Genomic DNA, 21,716 nt, shown 5'->3' on the forward strand with positions numbered 1-21,716 from the left:
CTTTAATCCAGGGTGCCAATTTCCTCCCCTCGGAACTGGAATCGAAACACCACCTTGCGATCGCCTGGATTATCATACTCCGGTTCTGCCTCAATTTCTCCCCGTCCAGCCGCCATAATTTTTGGGGTTAATTGGGCTTTACTCGCAAACTGGAGTTCAGAAGAAAAAATATACCGCGTCACCGCCAACGCTCGCATCAGACTTAATTCCATATTCGCTTCATAAGACCCTGTAGAACTCGTGTGACCTTCAATAATCACCCGGGAAATTTCTCGCTCAAAATCTGGATGGGAAAAAATTAATTGACTATACAGGGGAATAAATTTACTCAATTCTGCCTTTCCCTCGGGTTTCAGTTGGGCGCTCCCTTCATCAAATAAAATCGCCTCTCGCACACTCACTTCCCCGGTTTCTTCGTTCACTTTGACATCGATTTCATTGCCTTTCAAATGTCCCACCAGTTCTCCCACAAAAATGCGCCGTTCTTGAGATAATTGCTCTTTCGCTTCCTGGAGTTGCAGCAGGGTTGTGATAAATAGCAAAGCAAATACCATCAAGACTCCTGACATTAAATCTCCAATGGCTAGGTAAAAGCTAGAGTTATCCGTCTGTTCTTCTTCGATATTCACAGGGGTTTGATTAAAATTAAGCATAAATTAATCCCGGAAATTCCAACAAAAAATCTGCCCATTTCTCGTGACTTGGCCCATAATATCGTGACTGGGCTGAAGCCGAGTCACACATTTCGGAGGCTCTGCCTCCAGTCCCCAAAAACCATCCCATAACCCACCAATTAGGACTCTGACTTTCTCGAATCTACCCCATTTCGCCACTCTTCCAACAACGTTTTTTCAATTTGAACCCGATGGTCCAGAGACGCCTCCAATGCCTCTCGCAACCCCTGAAAGGTACTGGCGGCATCGGCGGTATTCTGGCGAAAGGCTCGGCGTTGAGACTCCATCATTTGAACCGTTTGAGAAAACAAATCTTGCAATTGGCTTTGATAGGTTTCCGTACATTGCTGTAAATAATTTTCCATAGTTTGATTGGCACTCAACAAGGTTTCATTCATTTCCTGCAATCCTCCGATTAGCTCATTTTTTGCGGTTTGAATTAGGGTGGAGGCTTCTGTTCCGACAGTTTCTAAGGTATGAGATTGTTGCTGAAAGCTGGTACTTGCTTGAGTTAAAAGTTCTAAGGTGCGCTGGTGGAGTTGTTCGAGCATTTGCTGTTCGAGTTGCGCCCGATCGCGGAGGGTTTGTTGGAGGTTACTTTGCAAGGTTTCCTGAAGTTGGCGGCTCATTTTTTCCAGGCGATCGCCGGTTTCTCGGTGTTGGGTTTCTATCACCCCAAGCAGCCGATGGAAGTCCTGGGATAGGGTGGTTAGGGTTTGGGAGAGTTGCTGGAACACTGCTGAATTTTCCGCTGCTGTGGGGTGGGGATTCTCTTTGGCGGCGATCGCCTCTAATGCAGTGGAAATCTTCTCCAAGATGGGGGTGAGTTCCGTGGCAATGGTTTGTCCCTCCACCCGGGTTTGAGAGATTTCGGCGATGCTGAGGGCGCTAGGATTGGGTTCGAGGATAAACAGGCGATCGATTTGGATGCGGAGGCGATCGCGCCAGGATTGGCGCAGTCCATTGGTCCCAAACAACACCACGGTAAATAGACTCCCCAACCCCAACCCCATCAAAGAACTGGAAAATGCAGTTCTCATCCCCATTAACAGGGCTTGAATTGCTGCTAACAAATCCGACGACTGGGTAACGCCAAAACTCACCCCTTGTAACCCCGCCTGAATGCCATAAAATGTTCCTAAAATTCCGATGGCTGTACATAAACTGGGTACAAATTGCAGAGAACTCCGAGGAGATATTTGTAAAACTTGGGGATAATGTTGTAAAATAAAGTAACCGTTGTGCTGAATTGGTTTTTGATAGTTATCCAGGAAAATATGGTCGGATAGCCAAAGTGAAATCCGGGGAGTGGGAACGGGCTTTTGATCCCGTCGCCAGGTGTTTAAAAACCCTAAAGCCGTAGTGACAACTTGAGTCTCTTGGCGATAGTGCAGGGTTTGATAAATCTCGACGACAACAGCGACGAGAAATACCAATAAAACTAACCCATGAAATACGGTATTATTCCAAATGATGCTCCAAACTACAGGAAGTGGCATAGAGTCCTCTGCGTCTAGTGTCTTCAATGAGTGCGATCGCTCAACAGCGCAACCGGATTTTACCCCAGCAAGCCAGTCTTACTTCGGTCCCTTGTCTGTGTTCCTTAGAAACCCGTAATATTCATCCCCTCTCCTGAAATAACCCTTTTCATGATGGTCTCCCCTATATGAACCGCTGTCAACAGGGAATGTTAAAATTTAACCCGGGAAATGGGGCACAAGGGGGTTTTTATGACGAATCAGAATCGGGGACCAATGGATTTTGAGGCGGGCGATCGCCTCACTCAATCCCTTCAAGAACAGCTTGCATTGGCACAGCATCGTTGTGAGGCGTTGGAATTGGCGTTAGAACATAAGCAAGCGGAATTAACAAATGCTCGGGTTCAGCAAGAGAGCGGCGCAGCCTCACAAAAAAGTGACGAAATATACAAAAATATTTTTGAAAAAGCACCGATTGGGATGGTTTTAATCCATTGGCAGACGCAAGAGTTTGTGCAAGTTAATCCCACTTTTTGTCATCTATTGGGCTATTCTGATTCAGAATTGGCGGCCCTGACTTTTGGGGAGATTACTGTCCCAGAAGAGGGGGAAAAGGACCGAGAATTTCTCCTACAAATGAATGAGCGCCCAGAAATTTCCCGCTATCAAACAGAGAAACGGTTGATTCGCAAGAATGGGGAGATTTTGTGGGTGCATCTATGCATCTGTGTTTTGAAGGATAGTCAGGGAAATCCGCTTTATCTGTTGGGGACAATTCAGGATGATAGCGATCGCCTCTACACTCAATGCGCCCTCCAGGAGAGTCAAGAAAGATTACAAAGTGTCTTAGATACCTTGCCCCTTGGGGTCTGGATTACTGATGCCAATGGGACGATCCTGCAAGGAAATCCAGCGGGTCAAAAAATTTGGGGCGGTGCTCGATATGTGGGAATGGACCACTATCATGAATATAAAGGATGGTGGCCCGATACAGGAAAGCAACTCTCTAGTGAAGAATGGGCATTATCCCGAACCTTGCGAACGGGACAAAGTATCTTGAATGAAGAAATTGACATTGAAGATTTTAACGGCAAGCGCAAAACAATTCTCAACTCGACGATGCCGTTACGAAATCAATCGGGGGTGATGGTGGGTGCAATGTTTGTCAATCAAGATATCACCGAGCAACGGTTGGTGGAAAATGCCCTGTGGGAAAATCAGCGGTTGATTCAACAAATTGCTGATGCGACCCCCACGATTTTATATCTTTATGACTTGCTAGAAAATCGGAATATCTATTCTAACCAACATCTCGATGAAATTCTCGGTTACCTTCCCCAAGAGATTCAAAATATGGGGCCGGATTTTTTGCAGAATTCGATTCATCCGGAAGATTGGCCTAGGGTGGTAGAAAATCAGATAAAATTAATCTCAGCTCAGGATGGAGAGATTATTGAAACCGAATATCGGATGCGGGATTCTCAGGGAGAATGGCACTGGTTAGTGAGTCGGGATACTATCTTTTCGCGTACCCCGGAAGGGACTGCAAAGCAAATTCTCGGGATGGGTTTAGATATTAGTCTTCGCAAGCGAGCCGAGGCAGAATTGGTGGAATATCGTCAACAATTGGAGGAGTTAGTTGAGCGCCGCACGGCGCAACTTCAAAACACGAATCAACAGTTGGAACGGGAAATTGCCGATCGCATTCGTGCAGAGGTCCAGCTTCGAGAGAGTGAAACTCGCTATCGGTTGTTAGCTGAAAATGCCACGGATCTGATTTGTATTCATAGTCCTGACGGAGTATATCAATATGTTTCCCCTTCCTGCTTCACCCTGCTGGGGTATAACCCTTCTGAATTAATCGGACATTCAGCTTATGAGTGGATACATCCCGATGATATCCCCGATGTAGAAATTTCCCATCGGGCGGTTTTAGAAGTATTGGGTCCGTTCCAGTTGGTTTACCGGCTTCGTCATCAAGACGGACATTATCTTTGGTTTGAGACGAATGCACAGGCTATCTGTCATCAGGAGACAGGGGAGGTGGTCAAAATTCAGGCGGCTTCCCGGGATATCAGCGATCGCCAGCGCATTGAAAAAGAACTTGCCCAACATACCGCCGATTTAGCCCGTTCTAATGCGGAGTTAGAGCAATTTGCCTATATTGCCTCTCACGATTTACAGGAACCCCTCCGCATGATTGCTAGTTATACTCAATTATTAGCTCTGCGCTACCCGGAAAAACTCGATGCTAAAGCGGAGAAATACATTGCTTATATTCTGGATGGTGCAACTCGGATGCAGCAACTGATTCATGATTTGTTGCAGTATTCCCGGGTGGGAACTCACGGCAAATCCTTCCATTTTGTGGATTCTAATGAAATTATGACTCGGGCTATTTCTAATTTAAAAATCGCTATTCGTGAAAGTGATGCTCGGATCACTTGGCATAATTTACCCCAGGTTTTTGGGGATAAAACTCAATTGCTCCAGTTATTTCAAAACTTGATTGCTAACGCGATTAAATATCGGGGCTTGCAACCTCCGAAGGTGCAAATTGAGGCCCATTATCGGGAAGGAGAATGGTTGTTTTCCGTGCGGGATAATGGCATTGGCATCGACCCCAAACATGGCGATCGCATCTTTCAAATTTTCCAACGGTTGCATACCCGCGAGGAATACCCCGGGACCGGAATTGGATTAGCCATTTGTAAGCGCATTGTCGAACGCCATCGGGGTCATATATGGGTTGAATCTGAACCCGATCGCGGGGCAATTTTCTACTTTACTTTGGCTAATTCTAGCCCCATTGAGGAATGATTTCTATCCGCAACCCTTAACCCACTCTAACTCTTGATCCAGGATGGCGGCCCTAACCCGAGGGAGACGCGAACCCGGGAGGCGATCGCGAACCGGATACTGGAGAAAAAACAGCAGGGGCATAGATTAGGTTTCAACCCGGACCCTGCCGCGATGTCCAGGACTGAAATACGTCGTTGCTACAGAGGGCATCAGTCTACCCTCCTCGGCTGTTGCCACCGATTTTAGTCTAAACACACTTGAAAGTTTACCCTTTCGATGCTAAAATTTTTAGCCAAACTCCTTTTAATAACCGGAATCAAAACAGAAAGAGAAAAATCCCCGGGTTTAAAACCCAGAAGAAATATCTTTAGGGGTGGTTAACCCTTACCAGAGCAAAGGTCCCAGGTTAATCAGACATACACCAGACCAGCTATTGGGCAAATTAATCTCTCCCCAGTAAAAAAAGGCGGGAAAACCGAACGACAGTGACCCCTTTTCCCAGAGATATTAAAAGGGCCCTTTCCTCGTCGTCAAAATATGATTCCGCTCAGACTGATATCAATCCAGATTTCTCTTGACTCTCTTTTGACTCTCTCTTGACTCTCAAATCGGCAGTGCCGAAGCGTTAACTCACCCGATCACCGAATTGATGGAGAGGCCCTATCTCGCGGATTCTTCCCGACTAGATCCACCTGCAAGCCCCTTTGAGAGTTTACCCAATTTAATGGAGAAGCACTATGAATCGAGAATTGATAAATATCCTATTAGTCGAGGATAATTTGGGGGACGCCGAACTGTTCCAGGACATTTTAGAAATGAGCCAGGAGAGTCAGATTTGGAATGTGACTCATGTGGTGCGATTAGCAGAGGCCCTCGTTAAACTCGATCGCGATCCCGTCCAAGTTATCCTGTTAGACCTCTCACTTCCGGATAGTCAAGGACTGCAAACCCTTATGACCCTGCGGGAAAAAGCCCCCACGCTCCCCATTGTGGTCCTGACGGGGTTGAATGATGAACAACTGGCGATTACAGCAGTCCGGGAAGGTGCTCAAGATTACCTGGTGAAAGGGTTAGTCAGTGGAGGCATGATCACCCGCTCAATGTTCTACGCGATCGAGCGCAAAAAAAATGAAATGGCTATGGAGTCCTGCTTAAAACAAGAGCGCGAACTCCGAGAAATTAAATCTCAATTTATCTCAATGCTCTCTCATGAATTACGCAATCCCCTCACTACCATTCTAGCCTCAGCAAACTTGATGGACAAATTGGCTGAGGAATTGAGCGAGGCGAAAAAACGGGATATGAACCGCAAAATCAAAGAGTCTGCGGGACGAATGAATAAAATCCTCAATGATCTGCTGGTACTCTGGCATCAGGAATCCCCGGAACCCACCCCATTGAACCCCAGTTGGTTTGATCTGCCCCAATTTTGCCAAAAGTTGGTCGCTGAGTTTCAAATTCAACTGGATAATCACTGCTCCCCAAAAGCTAATTCCATTCAATTAATATTTGTGAGCCAGGTCAAGTCCTATCCGGTGTACTTAGACCTCAATCTCCTGGAACAAATTTTGACCAACCTGCTCTCAAATGCGATTAAATATTCTCCCAATGGCGGCCCGGTTCAATTTGACCTAACGGTGGACTCTAATCAGGTGATTTTTCGGATTCAGGATTCTGGAATCGGGATTCCTGCGTCCGAACGAGAACGCTTATTTACTTCCTTTTATCGCGCCACTAATACAGAGGGGATCTCCGGGACGGGCCTAGGTTTAGCCATTGTCAAAAATGCGGTGGATGTCCAAGGCGGGACGATTCAGGTTAACAGTGAGGTGGGAAGGGGTTCTACATTTACGGTTAGCTTACCCTTTGAACTGTTCTAGCCCGGTTTAATTTAACTCAGCCTGGGCCATCCTCGGGGTGAGGCATCGCGGCTCATTTCCAGCGGGCTGAATTCCCTGGATATTCCGATAAATTTTTTGCCAATGTCCTAACCAATTAAGGTAAAATTAGGAAAGAATTTTGTTTCCCTTAAAATTAATTTTATTGGATGAAGTGTAAAATATGAGAATTTTATTGGTGGAGGACAATCTCGCCGATGCGGAACTTCTACAAGAGATATTATTAGATTTGGGCGAGGAGCAGTTTACATTAGCTCACGTTTGGCGGGTCAGCGAAGCCCTAAAACAGTTGGCGAAAACTGAGTTTGATGTGGTATTATTAGATTTATCTCTGCCCGATTCCTGGGGATTAGAAACTCTGATGCAAGTGCAATCCCAAGCGCCGACTATCCCGGTGGTGATTTTGACGGGTTCTCAGGACGAAGAACAGGCGATCGAGGCAGTTCGCAAAGGCGCACAGGATTATCTCCTCAAAGGACAACTGGTGGGTGCACTGTTGGTCCGGGCGATCCACCATGCGATCGAGCGGAATCGCACTTTAGAAGCGTTGCGGCGCAGTGAGGAGCGATTTCAAACTCTGGCGGCAGAACTGGATTTGCAAGTCCAGGAACGCACGCGGCAGTTGCAACACGCCTTAGAAAAAGAAGCGATGCTGAATCGGATTACGGAGAAACTGCGCGATAGTTTGGATGAACGGCAAATTTTGCAGACGGCAGTGAGAGAGTTGGCGGTTGCCTTAGAGTCGGATTATTGTAATGCTACTCTCTACCAAACGTCACCCCAGGCAGAAACTGTGTGCTATGAATATGCTCGGGACAGGGTGTCGGATTTAGGGCAGGCGATTAGGCAGGTTCCGGAGATTTATAGACCGATACTGCATCAGGATTATGTGCAGTTTTGTCCCGTCTTCGTAGATGAGTTTCCCGAGGGAATGTCTATTCTGGTGACTCCTATTTTCGGAGAAAGTGGGGCGATCGGGAACTTATGTTTATGTAAACCCGCCCAGGAGAGATTCCGTTTCACAGAAATCGCACTGGTGCAGCAAGTGGCCTCCCAATGCGCGATCGCCGTCCGTCAAGCGCGATTGTATCAAGCTTCCCTCGCTCAAGTCCAAGAATTAGAGCGTCTGAATCGCCTGAAAGATGATTTTCTCAGTACCGTCAGCCATGAATTACGCACCCCGATCGCCAATATCAAAATGGCGGTGCAAATTTTGGAAATGGTGGAACAAAAACGACAACAGGAGTCCTCCTCGGTGACGACGCCATCGGAGGGGAGAGAGAGCAAACCGCCTCATAGCTTGGATCGCGCCGAGGGGTATATTAAGATTTTGCGGGAAGAGTGCGATCGGGAAATTCGCCTGATTGATAGCATTCTGGAGTTGCAACGCCTGGAAGCAGCGATCGAACCCGTTTCTGTCACCCCGGTTTTGATACAACAGTGGGTGGGAAATGTGGTCGCCCCTTTCCTCCAAAAAGTCAAGAAGACTCAACAAATTTTGGCGGTGGAGATTGACCCGGAACTGCCCCCAATTCTCTGCGATGCAGATATCTTGCAGCGAATTCTCACGGAATTGCTAGAAAATGCCTGCAAATATACCCCCGCCCAAGGCCGGATCACCATTACGGCGCGCTGCGATGACTCCCGGTTACATCTTAATGTGAGAAACTCCAGCCTAGAAATCCCCGCCACGGAATTAACTCACGTTTTTGATAAATTCTACCGTGTTCCCAGTTCCGACCCCTGGAAACATGGGGGAACCGGATTGGGACTAGCCCTGGTTCGTAAACAAACTGAATATATTGGGGGCCAGATTAAAGTGACCAGCGCATTTGGCGAAACCTGCTTTACCCTAGAATTGCCCCTTTCCCCCATGCATTCCATGACCGAGGGTTGTGAGAGCGTCAACCCCGAGTCCTGAATCCCTCCTCTAATTATCTTAGGCTGATCCGATCACCGTACCTGAAATTTCCCCGGTTCACGTCTCAATTTCCCTGCCCAAACCCAAACCTGACCCTGTAAAATGGGAATAGGTTATCACGAACAATTAAGGGCCTCCCTTGGATTATAATGCTGAATCATCCTGACTCCCCCCAAGTTTACGATGCCGTCCTAGGCGGTCAAACTCAGCCCCATGCGGCCTTAATTGCCCAATTGGATTTAATGATTCGGGCGCGTTATCCCATTCTTTACCTTGTGGGTGTGGAGGAGGAACCCGTGGAGGAAGTATTGCACAAAGTGGCTCAATTGTCAATGCCCCATCGGAAACTGTTATTCTGGGATATCGTGCGAGGTTGGGGAGATAATGGATCGGCAAAAGGATCAGCAATGGCCGCCCTCGATCGCATCGCCAAAGCACCCCCCCAAGATTCTCTCTTTGTCTTACGAGACTTGCACCCCATCCTCAAAAATTCCACCTCGGACAAAAATATGCCCGTGATTCGCGAGTTGCGAAATCTCACCCGGGAGTTGCAGCGATCGCGAAAAACCCTCATTTTAACCGCCTATACCCTCGCCATTCCCCCCGAATTAAGTGAGGAAATCACCGTCATCGATTTTCCCCTCCCCGATGCCGCCCATATTAATGCCTTAATTACAAAATTTGTTACCCCCGAACAACTTAAAATCAAAGGATTAGCCCGAGAACAATTAATCAAAGCCTGCCAAGGATTGAGTCGCACCCGCATTCAGCGCGTTTTGGCTAGAGCATTAGCGGACAAACAACAAGTCAACGAAACCGACATTGAAAGCGTCCTGGATGAGAAAAAACAAACCATTCGCCAAACGGGAATTTTAGAGTTTTTACCCGCCCGAGAATCCCTGAAAAATGTGGGCGGATTAGATAACCTCAAAACCTGGGTAAGAATGCGAAATGATGTCTTTAGCGAAGAAGCGCGCCGCTATGGAATTCCTAACCCGAAAGGCGTGTTATTAGTGGGGATTCAAGGCACAGGAAAATCCCTGTCTGCCAAAACCATTGCCCATGAGTGGCGCTTACCCTTATTGCGCTTAGATACCGGACGATTATTTGGGGGAATTGTCGGAGAAAGCGAGAGTCGGTTGCGCCAGATGATTCAACTGGCGGAAGCGATGTCTCCTTGTGTATTATGGATTGATGAAATTGATAAAGCCTTTGGCAATATTTCCGGGGGCACCGATGGGGATTCCGGGACCAGTCGTCGGGTCTTTGGGACTTTAATTACCTGGATGCAGGAAAAAACTGTTCCGGTTTTTATTGTGGCAACGGCTAATAATGTCCGAATTTTACCCGCAGAATTGTTAAGAAAAGGACGATTTGATGAGATATTCTTTTTGAATTTGCCCACGGAAACCGAACGTCGGGAAATTTTTAAAGTTCACCTGATGCGACTGCGCCCCAGTCGGCTGCGGGAGTTTGATTTAGGATTACTTGCCCGTCAAACGAATAACTTTAGTGGGGCGGAAATTGAACAAGTGATTATTGATGGAATGCACCGAGCTTTTGGAGGAAACACCACGGAAAAACGCCGAGATTTTACTACGGAGGATATTTTGCGTGCCAGTGAAGAAACGGTCCCCTTAGCGGCGATCGCCCGCTATCAAATCGAAGAATTAAAACATTGGGCAGCAGAAGCCGGTGCGAGAACCGCTTCTAATGATACGGAATTAACCGAGGAGTTAAAACAGTGGTCCATCCAAAAAGGTATGGATTCCCTGGACTCCGATTAGACGCTGGAAATCATCCCGCTTACTTACTTGATTTAGGAAAAACTATCATGTCTCATTTTACCACGATTCAAGTTCAAATTAAAAACGGCGAAACCCTCTATCGTTGCCTGCGAGAGTTGGGGCATCACGTTGAGGAAAATACCATAGTTCGAGGGTATCAAAAACAAACCACCTCGGCGGATTATGTGATTCGCCAAAAAAATGGGTATGATTTAGGATTTCGTCGGACTGGCGAGACTTATGAGTTAGTGGCAGATTTTTGGGGGGCGCAAATTAATCCGGAGAAATTTGTTGAGGAGGTGACTCAAAAATATGCTTATAAAACCTTGATGGTATCGGTAGAAGAACAGGGCTTTCAGGTAGAACAAGAGGAACAGTTAGAGGATGGAACGTTGCGGGTTGTGGTGGGTAAATGGATGTAGAGTGACTAAGAGAAATTAAATATTATGTCCCATTTTACGAGTATTCAGACGGAGATTCGTCAGATAGAGTATTTGGCGAAAGCATTAGCGGATATGGGGTTTGATTCGGTGGAAGTTCATGAGTTTCCGGTTCCACTGCATGGATTTGAGGGAGATATTCGCGAGGAGTCTGCTGAGGTGATTGTGCGGCGCAAGTTTATTAGTTCTCGGAGTAATGATCTGGGATTTAAGCGGCAAGCGGATGGAACGTTTGTGGCGGTGATTTCGGATTATGATTCCCGTGAGTATTCGAGGGACTGGGTTAAGGTGTTAAGTCAGCGGTATGCCTATCATGCGCTGATAGGAACTGCGCCTCAACAAGGGTTTACGGTTGAGGAGGAGGAGGTTTTGGAAGATGGGACAATTCGGGTGATTATTGGGCAGTGGGTATAATGGGGGATTGGGGAACGACTGAAGTCGTTACTACGAACATCAGAAAATATAACGACTGAAGTCGTTACTACGAACAAAAGAAAGATAACGACTGAAGTCGTTACTACGAACATCAGAAAAGATAACGACTGAAGTCGTTATTTTAGTTTGGCGATCGCTTCTTTGTCTACTAGGGTTTCGCCGGTGACCAAATCGCGGACGGTTGCCAGTAAAACGCGCCCTGAGTTGACTTCAAAACGGACGGAGATGCGATCGAGGCCAATTTGTCCCGGGGGATTGAGATGGGCGACACAGACGCGATCGCGATCGAGATCTAGGGACCGATATTCTTCCCGTTTGTGCAAGGCACCTCCGATCATCTGTCCTGATTCATCAAACATCACTTCGGCGTGAGAAATTTCGGCGACTTCCCCGATATCGAGGCGGATTTCTTGTTGTCCCTCGATCGCCGCTTGTAACATCAAGGGTTCCGATCGCTGGCAGGGATAGGTTACCCCTTTTTCAAACAAGGGAAAATAGGAGTAGGTTTTACAATGGGGGTCCCATAACCGAATCGCGTAACTGTGGCGCAGATAATCCTCGACTATCACCGCATCATTTAAGGCTAATGCACCATGGGCCACCGCTTCAAAGGGTTTATCCATTTTCACCCGCGATCGGCCAAAATAGGAGACAATTAAAGTTTGAACCGCTGGAATTAAACAACTCCCCCCTACTAACAGTACCTGTTCAATTTCGGCTTTACTAATTCCTTTCATTTGCGCGACTGCTAACACCTCATCCACTGCGCCGCGCAATTGTTCTAAAAGTTGATGATAATCTAACACTGCCTCAAAGCGATCGCGACTTAATTCGACTTCGTAGGACATAAAATTTTCATCATCAAACCATGCCTCTTTCGCCTCAAATTCCCGAGACAGGCGCATTTTTAACTTTTCAGCAATTTCTAATAACCGTTGCCACCCCATTTCCCCAATTTGGGACCGGGATAAACCCTGCCGTTGCAGATAATCTTCCACAATCCAGATATCAATATCAACCCCGCCAATATAGGCATCAGATTTTCCTAAAACCTCCGCTTGTAACGCTGAATTTCCCGATTGGGGTGGGTTCGTGCGAATTAAGCTCAAATCTAGAGTTCCTCCGCCAAAATCTACCACCAATACCACAGAACCGGGTTTTTTGATGGCATAACCCAGGGCCGCTGCGGTGGATTCATCAATAATATTAATCTCAGCAATTTCCAGGCGACTACCCAAGTCTCGAAACCAATCTAAATAGCGCTCAAATGCCCCCACAGGAACGGTAAAAATCAGTTTACTCGGCTTGATTCCGCCCTGTGAAAGACGATGGCAAATTTCTTTTAAAAAAGATTCAGAAATCGTCGATGCCGAGTAGGTCAATCCATCGACTAACCGGGGTGGGGCTTGAAAATCCGCTGCTAACTCTCGTTTAAATCCTTGAAATAACCGTCCGGGTTCAGCCTGTCCTAACCGGGTAGAAATCACCTGCTGCCCTAAAATAATTTGATTTGCTTTTTTAATAAAAACTACGGTGGGAATAACTGGAATTTCTAAACTTTCTCCCGTCTGTTTTTTACCTTTAAAAATCCTGGAAATTTCTCCAAATCTTAGGGTTTCAGGGGAATTATTATCGGGGTTAAGAATACTAACAACGGTGTTACTGGTGCCAAAATCAATTGCGACTACGGTCATAATTTTCCTGAGCAGGGATTACAGCCTCGGGAGAGGACACTTCAGTTCATGGGGGTCTTAGGAAGAGGCATTGATCCCACGGGGAAGGGTTCGGCTAACTTTCGCTGGAGACAGAATGCGATCGCCTTGACGATAGCCTACAAAGCGAATATAAACTACCTCTCCCGGTTGAATTTCATCAGAGTCCCCTTGATGGAATTGCGGGTTGTAAGCCACAGATTCCCAAGGATGACCAATCGGTTCATAGCCCCAATTTTCTAATAAATTATCCAGCGGTGCAAACAACGCCGTGAGATTTTTAGCCGGTAAATCCGGTTTAATGCGGGCCATTTCTGCGGCAGTGGGATAGTTCGTCAGCAAGGTTTGTATTTCCTCAAAGGTAGACTGACAAAACTCCTCCCAAATCTGGGATTTTTGGTTCTCCAATTCCTCTCGCAAGCGCTGGCATTGTTGGCGTAATTCGGCGGTCAATTCAAGGGGAGAATTGCCCATAACCGACGGAGTTTTTGATGGAGTCGGTAACGGTTCCAACTGTTGCTCTAATTCTCCCATTGACCAATTTAAAGCCTGGGCCAGTTGGCGCAATTCCCTCCAGGGAATATTGCCGATCGCCCCGGACCGAATCTGGCGCAGGCGAAGGGTCGATATCCCGGCGGTTTGGGCTAACTGTTTCCAGTGAATTAGACCCAATTGCTTCATGCGACTGCCCAAGAGCGCATCATACTTTAATTGCTGATTTTTTAGGTTTCCCAACTCTACTAAATATAAAATTCCAATGAACAGGACAAAGCTCAGAACCCAGCCAAATCCGATTAAATTGGGTTCCTCTATCATCAACCTTCCTCCCTAAAATGGTTGAATCGATTGGTGGGATTCTGTGACAATATTTTCGTCATCTTGATAATAGTCCGGGAGTAATTCTTGGGATTCAACTTTGCCCAGGGCTTTTTCAATTTCGGCGGTGGTTTCTGTGCAGTTTTGTCCATTGCCATTGAGGACCGTTTCTATAATTTTACCGTCTTTGCCAATGCGATATTCTACTTTGCGATATTCAGCCATTTCAACCTCCCGTTGGGTTTGAGGGATTGGGACTCAGGTTCCCACCCCTGCTTTGTCTTATTTTATTCCGATTAGGCCAGGATTGACTCAGAAGTTCCGATCAGGGGAGAATTAGGCGAGTTTACCTTTGCCGACTAAGGCTGAGATCCCAGCGGCGGAAGCTTCGGCAATGACGCTAATTAGGCGATAGAAAGCAACCGCACCTAAAATAGCCGCTGGGGAAAATTGCTGATCCAACAAGGCGATCGCCGTTGCCTCAAAAATGCCAATGCCCCCCGGTGCACCAGGAACCACCAACCCTAACAACCAGGCAAAACTAAAAGCCCCCATCAACGGCGGTAATTGTGCGGGCTGTACCGGAGTCATCGCTTGCACCGTTAAAATAAATCCCCCCCCGCGCAACAGCAAAAATCCCAGTTCTCCCAATAGCGGAAGCAGGGGGTAACGAGTTAGTTTGGCAGCAGTTGGCGGGGGTGCCTCGGGGGTGACTTCCAACAGTTCCTCGGTTTTGGGGGGAGCTTTTTTGAGTTTGAGTTTGCTTAAAACTTGAATGATCGGATTTAAAATCCGGGGATGGATCCCCACCAGGACCGCCCCTAATCCCAGTCCCAGGAGAAGCGGGGGAACAGCGCCCGAGGCAGTTCCCCATAAGGTACTACTCCCCAATCCGGCGATAATTAAGGCCGATGCTGCCATTAACAGGGGTTCTAGCAAGACGCTGAGGACGGCAACCCCTAGGGGCACATCCCGCTTGGCGATCGCCGCAATTCGACCATAGAAATGCCAAACATTGCCTGGTAAATATTTCGCAATATTGGTGGTGAGATAGACAGATAACCCCCAACCCAAAGGAACTGGGCGATCAAACTCCCGCAGAATCCACAACCACACCCAACCGGACCACAAATGCGCTAAAAAGGTCACTGCCAGGGCGATCGCCAGGGCAATCCAACTGGATCCGGTAATCCGGAGATCCGCCACAGCCCCCGCATTATCTTTGAGGGTTTTGGCGAGAAAAAATAGGGTGGCCCCGAGAATGACCCACCGTAAAAAAGGTTTTAATTGCGATCGCAGGCGATTCATAAAAATACGGGATGAGAGTAAGCCAGAGAAAATTGCCATGCCCACCCTATATCCTAACCCTACCAGCCCGGTTAGAGTCTAAAACTCTGGGAAAATTCCAACTCGGACAGCCGCTGTCACACCATTCATGATTTCCTCCCTATCGATTAAAAAAAGATTTTCCAACCCTTGCATTTATTTTAAAGTTGAGTGATACAATAAGCCATGCATCAAAAGAACAAATTCAGTGACTTCACTCAGAACTATGTTGAATGCCCAAGATTTATATAATGAAGCCTATTATCTCGCCCGTAACCCCGACGTTGCCAATGCGATCGCCGCTGGATTATTTCCCACTGGGTTCGCCCATTTTGAAACCTTCGGGCAGAATGAAGGACGTAATCCCACTGCCCTCTTTGATACCCGCTACTACCTCACCTTAAATCCTGATGTAGCCGCAGCAGTCTCCGCCAATCAACTCACCCCCTTTCAACATTACATCGCCTTTGGGCAAACAGAAGGACGGAACCCTAGCACTCTCTATAACGAGCAACGCTATCTCTCAGACAATCCCGATGTCGAAGCGGCAGTCAACGAATCATCCCTCACCGGCATCCAACACTTTCAGCTCTTTGGGCAAGGCGAGGGGCGAATTCCCAGCAATTTATACAATCCCGCCTACTATTTAGCCAAAAATCCGGACGTTGCTGCTGCCGTAGAACGGGATGAAATCACCGGAATCGGACATTATCTCAACTTTGGTATTTTTGAAGGCCGGGAATTTACCCCCTTTATGGGAGGTAATACCACCCTTCCTAATGGCGTGGCGGCTGGGGATGTGACCCAAAATAGTGCCGTGTTATGGACCCGCAGTACCGAAGTGGGTCCGGTGAGTTTTGAGTATGCCACCGATGCCAGCTTTGGGGCGATCGCGGGACAAACGACTAACTTTGTCACCGACCCCACGGTTCCCGTCCAAGTACAAGTGAGTAACTTGGCCCCGCAAACCCAATATTACTATCGCGTCACCGATGCTGTAGGCACTTCAGCAGTCGGCCAGTTTCGCACTCCCGCCCCCTTAGGAACACAGGCGGGATTACGCTTTGGCGTCACCGGAGACTGGCAAGGAGAACTCGCCCCCTATCCCTCCATTAGCAACGTCCCCGATCGCAACCTCGACTTTTTCGTCCTCATGGGCGATACGGTAGAAATGGACAGTATCTCTCCGGACCTCCCCGGTGTCCGCCAATCGGCCAACCTAGAGCAATTTCACACTAAATATAACGAGATTTTTACCGAACGATTCGCACTCAACCCCTGGGCCGATTTGCGCGCCTCTACCGCCACCTATAACACTTGGGATGACCACGAAATCACCAATGATTTTGCGGGAGGTGCGGCCCCGGCAGAATCTCCCCAACGCAATGGAATTTTTGGGACCGAAGGCCGATTTGTTAATGAAACCCCGGTGTTTAATCAGGCATTGGAAGCATTCCTGGATTACAAACCCATGACCGAACAACAGTACGGGGAAACCGGCGACCCTCGGACTGCCAACAAAGAGAAACTGTATCGGTACAATGTGCATGGCAATGATGCCGCCAGCTTTGTTTTAGACCTGCGGTCCTTCCGAGATAAACCCTTACCCTTTATCCCAGAAACCGCTTCCCCAGAAGCCGTCACCGCCTATTTACAAAATTCGTTTGAACCTAATCGCACGATGTTGGGTCAAGTGCAGTTACAGGAATTTAAAAACGACTTACTCGCGGCGGAAAATGCCGGAATTACCTGGAAGTTCGTCATGTCTACCGTCCCCATGCAACATTTTGGAATAGCAGTTTCTGGGGAACGTTGGGAAGGATTTGAAGCCGAACGCACCGAGTTATTGCGGTTTATTGATGAGAACAATATTAGCAATGTAGTGTTTGTAACGGGAGATTTTCATGGCAATGTCGTCAACAATATAACCTACCAGGATGCATTGGGTCAACCACAAAAACCCACCGGGGCTTTTGATGTGATGATTGGTCCAGCCGCGATTCAATTAAATATCGGCCAAGGACCTTTTGCCGCCCCCTTTGGACCAGCAACCGTGGCATTTACCCCGGATGCACTCCTCTCTCCCGCAGAGAAAGACCGCTATCGGGCAATGACCAATGAGGCGGAAAAGAACGCCTTTGTGCGCCAGGTAATTGATAATCGGATTCTGCCATTAGGATATGATCCTGTGGGGTTAGAAGGGTCGGAAATTGATGCACAATTACTCCAGGGTTCCTATTTTAGCGGTCACAATTATGGCTGGACAGAATTTGCGATCGCCCCAGACACTCAACAGCTAACAGTGACCACCTTTGGCGTTGACCCCTATACCCAAGCAAACATGGAAGCAAATCCCACGGAAGTTGCCAATCGCACCCCGACGATTCGCTTACAATTTACCGTCAATCCGCAGAGTGGGGAGGTGCTATTACCCTCGGATATCACAACGGCAGTGGAGGACAATCTATCCCGAGATTTCGGACTGCAACCGGGGAATTTTACCGTGGTTTCCGCAGAACAACAAACCTGGTCCGATGGCTGTTTAGGATTAGGAGAAGCGAATGAAAGCTGTTTGCTGGCACTCGTGGAGGGATGGCAGGTAACGGTCCAAAGTGGCGATCGCACCTTAGTCTACCGCACCGATGACTCAGGGTCTCAGGTGAGACTCGATCGCCAAGCATCCCAGTTGTAAAATCTCCTTCCGGTCCCCTCCCCTTACTAAGGGGAGGGTTAGGGTGGGGTCCTCTTGATGTAGCGATCGCACATCACAAAGAAAGAGGTTAGCACCCGCCTCCATACAGGTGCTTAAGCCGGAAGTTGTAAAATCCCCTTCCGGTCCCCTCCCCTTACTAAGGGGAGGGTTAGGGTGGGGTCCTCTTGATGTAGCAATCGCACATCACAAAGAAAGAGGTTAGCACCCGCCTCCATACAGGTGCTGAAGCCGGAAGTTGTAAAATCTCCTTCCGGTCCCCTCCCCTTGCTAAGGGGAGGGGACCGGAAGGTGCAGTTAATCCAACATCCTCCCCATCTCCCCCATCCTCCCTAATCCCCATCACCGCTGCTTCATCACCACCAAAGTAATATCATCAAACACCCTCTGTTCCCCAATAAACTCTCGCACATCCTGAATCACCCCGGACCGAATCGCCTCTGCCGACTCCTGCCAATACTGCGACACCACCTCACAGAGTCGGTCCATCCCATAGAACTCTCCCGCCATATTTTCCGCCTCCGGTATCCCATCGGTATAAAGCACCACCCCATCCCCAGGATTTAACGTCACTTCCGCCTGAGTAATAAAATCAGCAATATCCAACTCTAACCCCACAGGAAATCCTAAATCAACCGTATCCAGTCGCTCAATTTCTCCCGTCCCTCGGACAATCAGAATCTCCTCATGTTGTCCACTAATCCGCAATACTCCATCCGCATAATCCAGTAACGCTAAAGTCAGATTCTTATCCGTCCGCATCCGCGCCACGTTATCATGAATCATCCGGTTGATGGTATTTAAAAACTTCACATAATCCGTTTCATCATTCACCAACAAAGTCCGCACAGCAGTTTGCACCATCACCATCACCATTCCCGCTTCTAATCCATGTCCCGTGACATCCCCAATCCCAATTTTGATATGTCCCTCATGGTTCAACACATCATAATAATCTCCCCCGATTTCATCTGCCGGTTCCATAAATCCCGCAATTTCTAAGCCGGGAATCGCCTGCAATTCTTCAGGTCGAGGCAACATCTTTTGTTGCAATTGGCGGGTGACATCCAGTTCCGCACTCATCCGAATGTTGTCGGATTTCAGCAGTTCATTCAGGGCGCTGATTTCTTCATTCGCTTCGGCAAGTTGAGCAGTCCGTTCGATGACTTTATCTTCTAAAGTTCGGTAAAGTTGAGCATTTTCTAGGGAAATTGCAGCTTGGGCGGAAATAACTTGTAGGAGTTCAATGCGTTCTTGGGTAAATGCGCCAGTTGCTAAGTTATTTTCCAGGTAGAGAATGCCAATTAATTTCCCTTGGTTAACAATGGCGGCACAGAGAAGGGACTGGGTTTGCTCTTGGAGAATATAGGGGTCTGCGGTAAAAATTCCCTCTTCGGTGGCGTTGGCAAGGATGACATTTTCCTGGGTCCGGGCGACATAGTTAATGATAGCGGGAGGGACAAAATTACCGCTTTCTAGGGGGAGGGATTCTAGGATTTGGACTTCCCTATCCGGAAGTTTGGCGGCTTCGATTTTGAGTTGATTGTTGTCGGATAAAATCAGCACACCTTTTTGTGCCCCGGCATTTTCTATGGCGAGATTCAGGAGTTGAGATAGGAGTTTATTGAGTTGAATTTCGCTGGAAATCGCTTGGGAGGCTTTGAGCACCGTGGCGATATCCAGGGTTTCCCCGGAACTGCTGCCACTGATGGAGGTGGTGGCGATTGTGCTGCGGGTGGAGGTGCGTAATTCGATGAGTTCGGGATAGTGGGTTTCTAGGTGTTTGACTTTGGCTGTCGCACCCCAGCGTTGATAGGCATAGTGGGCTTCTTTGAGGTAGAAACGGGCTAGGTGAGGGATGTTGCGTCCGATGTAGAAACGGGCGGCGAGTTCGTAGGCGAGGGCTTCTTCGTTGAGATATTCGTGTTCTTTGGCGAGGGTTATGGCGCGATCGTAGTAGTCTCGGGCATCCGCATCATTGTTGAGAACTCGGGCGCGTTCGGCTTCGACGAGATAATATTTATGCAGGTAGTTCATAGGGGCCTGTTGCGCCCAGAGTTGCATTGTTTCCTGGTTAGCGGTGACTTTTTCTAGGATGCGCTGTTGTTCCGATTCCGGGGAGTCGGGATAGATGGCGAGATGGGTGAGGGAATGGTATAAATAAATGGTAGGATAGGCAGGTGTACCCATCGCATAAATCGCATATTGATCTAAATCAGCAGTTGTATTGAGAGCATCTTGGAACTCACTAAACTGATAAGCGAGAATTAATTTATTGACATACATATTACATAGTGCAGCGACATCCCCGGATTGGAGACGAAGTGGCATCATGATTTCTTCATTAAAAGCCTCTCCCTTTAATTCCCAAGGTTTGTCGTAATTCCCTCGTAAATTTATAATAGCTTGACGGAATGATTCATGCCAATTCAAATGACTGTCTTGCTTTATTTGATGCATTAAAGCACTATAATCATTTGCTTCTTTTTCCAGGATTTCTAAATTTCTCCCACATAGATAAGCATTTACGGTATAAGAAGTTAAATTGCTTGCAGCACTGTCAAAACTTCCACTTTCTAATCCGGCTTTATATCCTTTTATAAAAATAGGTAAACTGGTTTTAATATGTTCTTTGAAATGGGTTGTAAAATAATAAACCCAAACCCAAACCCTCGCTTGAATTTCTTTATCAGTCAACCGGCTGATGAATTGTAAAGCTAATTGCCCATATTGATACCCACGTTCTAATTGTCCCGAACGACACAGAAGAAATCCATAAAAGGCAAAAGCAGTGGCTGACAGGGGGGCATATCCATATAAAATTGATAAATTGATCTGCTTGCAGACAATTAGAGCAAATAATCCCTGAATTGTATAAGAGGCATTGTAGGACATTGCGATAATTTTCATGGCAGCCAGTTTGTAGGGATCGGTCATGGCTGGGAGAGTTAGTAGATTTTCATTGGATCGTTGATCTAAAAGCTCCTGAGTTTCCTGTAGGACTTGCATCACATCTTCATCGCTGGGACGTTCAGTCACGTCTACTCCTAGCAGTTTTAGTACCTCTAAGGCGGTGGTAAGTGCTTTTGGCAATTGGTTTTGAGCATTATAAGCTAACAGTAGAACCTCATAGGCTTTTACCCGATCTATCAAATCTATTGCTTCTTGTTTAATCAAATCGATTAAACGTTGCATTTTATCAAAATCACCACACAAATAAGCCGCTTCTGCCGCCTCGTTATGCAATGCCACCGCCAGTTGATATTGGGTTTTCCAACCTTGATTTATGAGTAAATCTATGCCTGCTTGAAAATAGGTATAAGCCGGTTGATAGGCCGCAGATTTTTTGGCTTTTTTGCCTGCAATTAAATTTAATTGGGCTATTTTATTTTGCTCTTCTAAATCTTCAATTAAATCTCGGGAAAAATTAAATTTATTGACAATATCAAATATTTTTTCTTCTTGTTCATCTATCGATATTTTTTTCAGTAGCAACCGCCCAATTTGCAAATAAACCGCTTTTTTATGGGTGTCAGGAATGAAGGAATAGGCGGCTTGTTGAATGCGATCATGAGCAAATTTATATTCTACTGATATGCGATCTTCCAACCCCTCTACATCCAGTTCTATTAACTTATAACTTACGGTTCGCTCATTTTTAAAAAAGTAAAAAAGATGGCAATTAAATTGGATTTTGATGACAAAAAAACAAAAGAG

Annotated in this window: 14 protein-coding genes; 7 read left to right on the top strand and 7 right to left on the bottom strand. The window is 47.1% G+C overall.

The annotated features are described in order from the left end of the window. Positions 1-2 precede the first annotated feature (2 nt). Together NG795_RS09500 and NG795_RS09505 are read right to left on the bottom strand one after the other, a co-directional pair. Positions 3-653, bottom strand: coding sequence for an OmpA family protein (locus NG795_RS09500; RefSeq protein WP_367288416.1), 651 nt, complete (start codon positions 651-653; stop codon positions 3-5). 140 nt (positions 654-793) lie between these two features. Continuing rightward, positions 794-2,173: a hypothetical protein gene (locus NG795_RS09505; protein WP_367288417.1), complete on the bottom strand. Its 1,380-nt coding sequence runs from the start codon at positions 2,171-2,173 to the stop codon at positions 794-796. Between the two features lie 231 nt (positions 2,174-2,404). Between NG795_RS09505 and NG795_RS09510 the strand changes: the two genes are divergently transcribed. The 6 genes from NG795_RS09510 to NG795_RS09535 all read left to right on the top strand — a co-directional run bounded on the left by NG795_RS09510 (position 2,405) and on the right by NG795_RS09535 (position 11,414). After that, the gene (locus NG795_RS09510; protein WP_367288418.1) at positions 2,405-4,972 is read left to right on the top strand and encodes a PAS domain S-box protein; all 2,568 of its coding nucleotides are present in this window, start codon (positions 2,405-2,407) and stop codon (positions 4,970-4,972) included. 719 nt (positions 4,973-5,691) lie between these two features. Beyond that, on the top strand, positions 5,692-6,834 hold the full coding sequence (locus NG795_RS09515) for an ATP-binding response regulator (protein WP_367288419.1): 1,143 nt from the start codon (positions 5,692-5,694) through the stop codon (positions 6,832-6,834). Between the two features lie 181 nt (positions 6,835-7,015). Next, positions 7,016-8,773 carry a hybrid sensor histidine kinase/response regulator gene (locus NG795_RS09520; RefSeq protein ID WP_367288420.1) on the top strand — a complete coding sequence of 586 codons (1,758 nt, stop codon included), beginning with the start codon at positions 7,016-7,018 and terminating at the stop codon, positions 8,771-8,773. 149 nt (positions 8,774-8,922) lie between these two features. Then, on the top strand, positions 8,923-10,560 hold the full coding sequence (locus NG795_RS09525; protein ID WP_367288421.1) for a Ycf46 family AAA ATPase: 1,638 nt from the start codon (positions 8,923-8,925) through the stop codon (positions 10,558-10,560). 47 nt (positions 10,561-10,607) lie between these two features. Next, positions 10,608-10,982, top strand: coding sequence for a DUF1257 domain-containing protein (locus NG795_RS09530; RefSeq protein ID WP_367288422.1), 375 nt, complete (start codon positions 10,608-10,610; stop codon positions 10,980-10,982). Positions 10,983-11,006: 24 nt separating this feature from the next. Beyond that, entirely contained in the window at positions 11,007-11,414 is a 408-nt protein-coding gene (locus tag NG795_RS09535) for a DUF1257 domain-containing protein (protein ID WP_367288423.1), read from the top strand. Positions 11,415-11,551: 137 nt separating this feature from the next. Here NG795_RS09535 and NG795_RS09540 read toward each other — a convergent pair whose 3' ends face one another. The 4 genes from NG795_RS09540 to NG795_RS09555 form a co-directional block, all read right to left on the bottom strand. Further along, the gene (locus NG795_RS09540) at positions 11,552-13,129 is read right to left on the bottom strand and encodes an Hsp70 family protein (RefSeq protein ID WP_367288424.1); all 1,578 of its coding nucleotides are present in this window, start codon (positions 13,127-13,129) and stop codon (positions 11,552-11,554) included. 57 nt (positions 13,130-13,186) lie between these two features. Beyond that, positions 13,187-13,963, bottom strand: a complete 777-nt coding sequence (locus NG795_RS09545; protein WP_367288425.1) for a nucleotide exchange factor GrpE — start codon at positions 13,961-13,963, stop codon at positions 13,187-13,189. Positions 13,964-13,975: 12 nt separating this feature from the next. Then, entirely contained in the window at positions 13,976-14,188 is a 213-nt protein-coding gene (locus tag NG795_RS09550; RefSeq protein WP_367288426.1) for a DUF2997 domain-containing protein, read from the bottom strand. Between the two features lie 111 nt (positions 14,189-14,299). Continuing rightward, positions 14,300-15,271, bottom strand: a complete 972-nt coding sequence (locus NG795_RS09555; protein WP_367288436.1) for a lysylphosphatidylglycerol synthase domain-containing protein — start codon at positions 15,269-15,271, stop codon at positions 14,300-14,302. A 226-nt stretch (positions 15,272-15,497) separates the two neighbouring features. Between NG795_RS09555 and NG795_RS09560 the strand changes: the two genes are divergently transcribed. Then, complete coding sequence (locus NG795_RS09560; protein ID WP_367288427.1) at positions 15,498-17,981, top strand: alkaline phosphatase D family protein; 2,484 nt, start codon at positions 15,498-15,500, stop codon at positions 17,979-17,981. Positions 17,982-18,341: 360 nt separating this feature from the next. Here the strand turns inward: NG795_RS09560 and NG795_RS09565 are convergent, their stop codons facing one another. Beyond that, positions 18,342-21,608 (bottom strand): SpoIIE family protein phosphatase, encoded by a 3,267-nt coding sequence (locus tag NG795_RS09565; RefSeq protein WP_367288428.1) that lies wholly within the window; start codon positions 21,606-21,608, stop codon positions 18,342-18,344. Between the last annotated feature and the right edge of the window lie 108 nt (positions 21,609-21,716).

Source organism: Laspinema palackyanum D2c (assembly GCF_025370875.1).
GTDB classification, from domain to species: domain Bacteria; phylum Cyanobacteriota; class Cyanobacteriia; order Cyanobacteriales; family Laspinemataceae; genus Laspinema; species Laspinema palackyanum.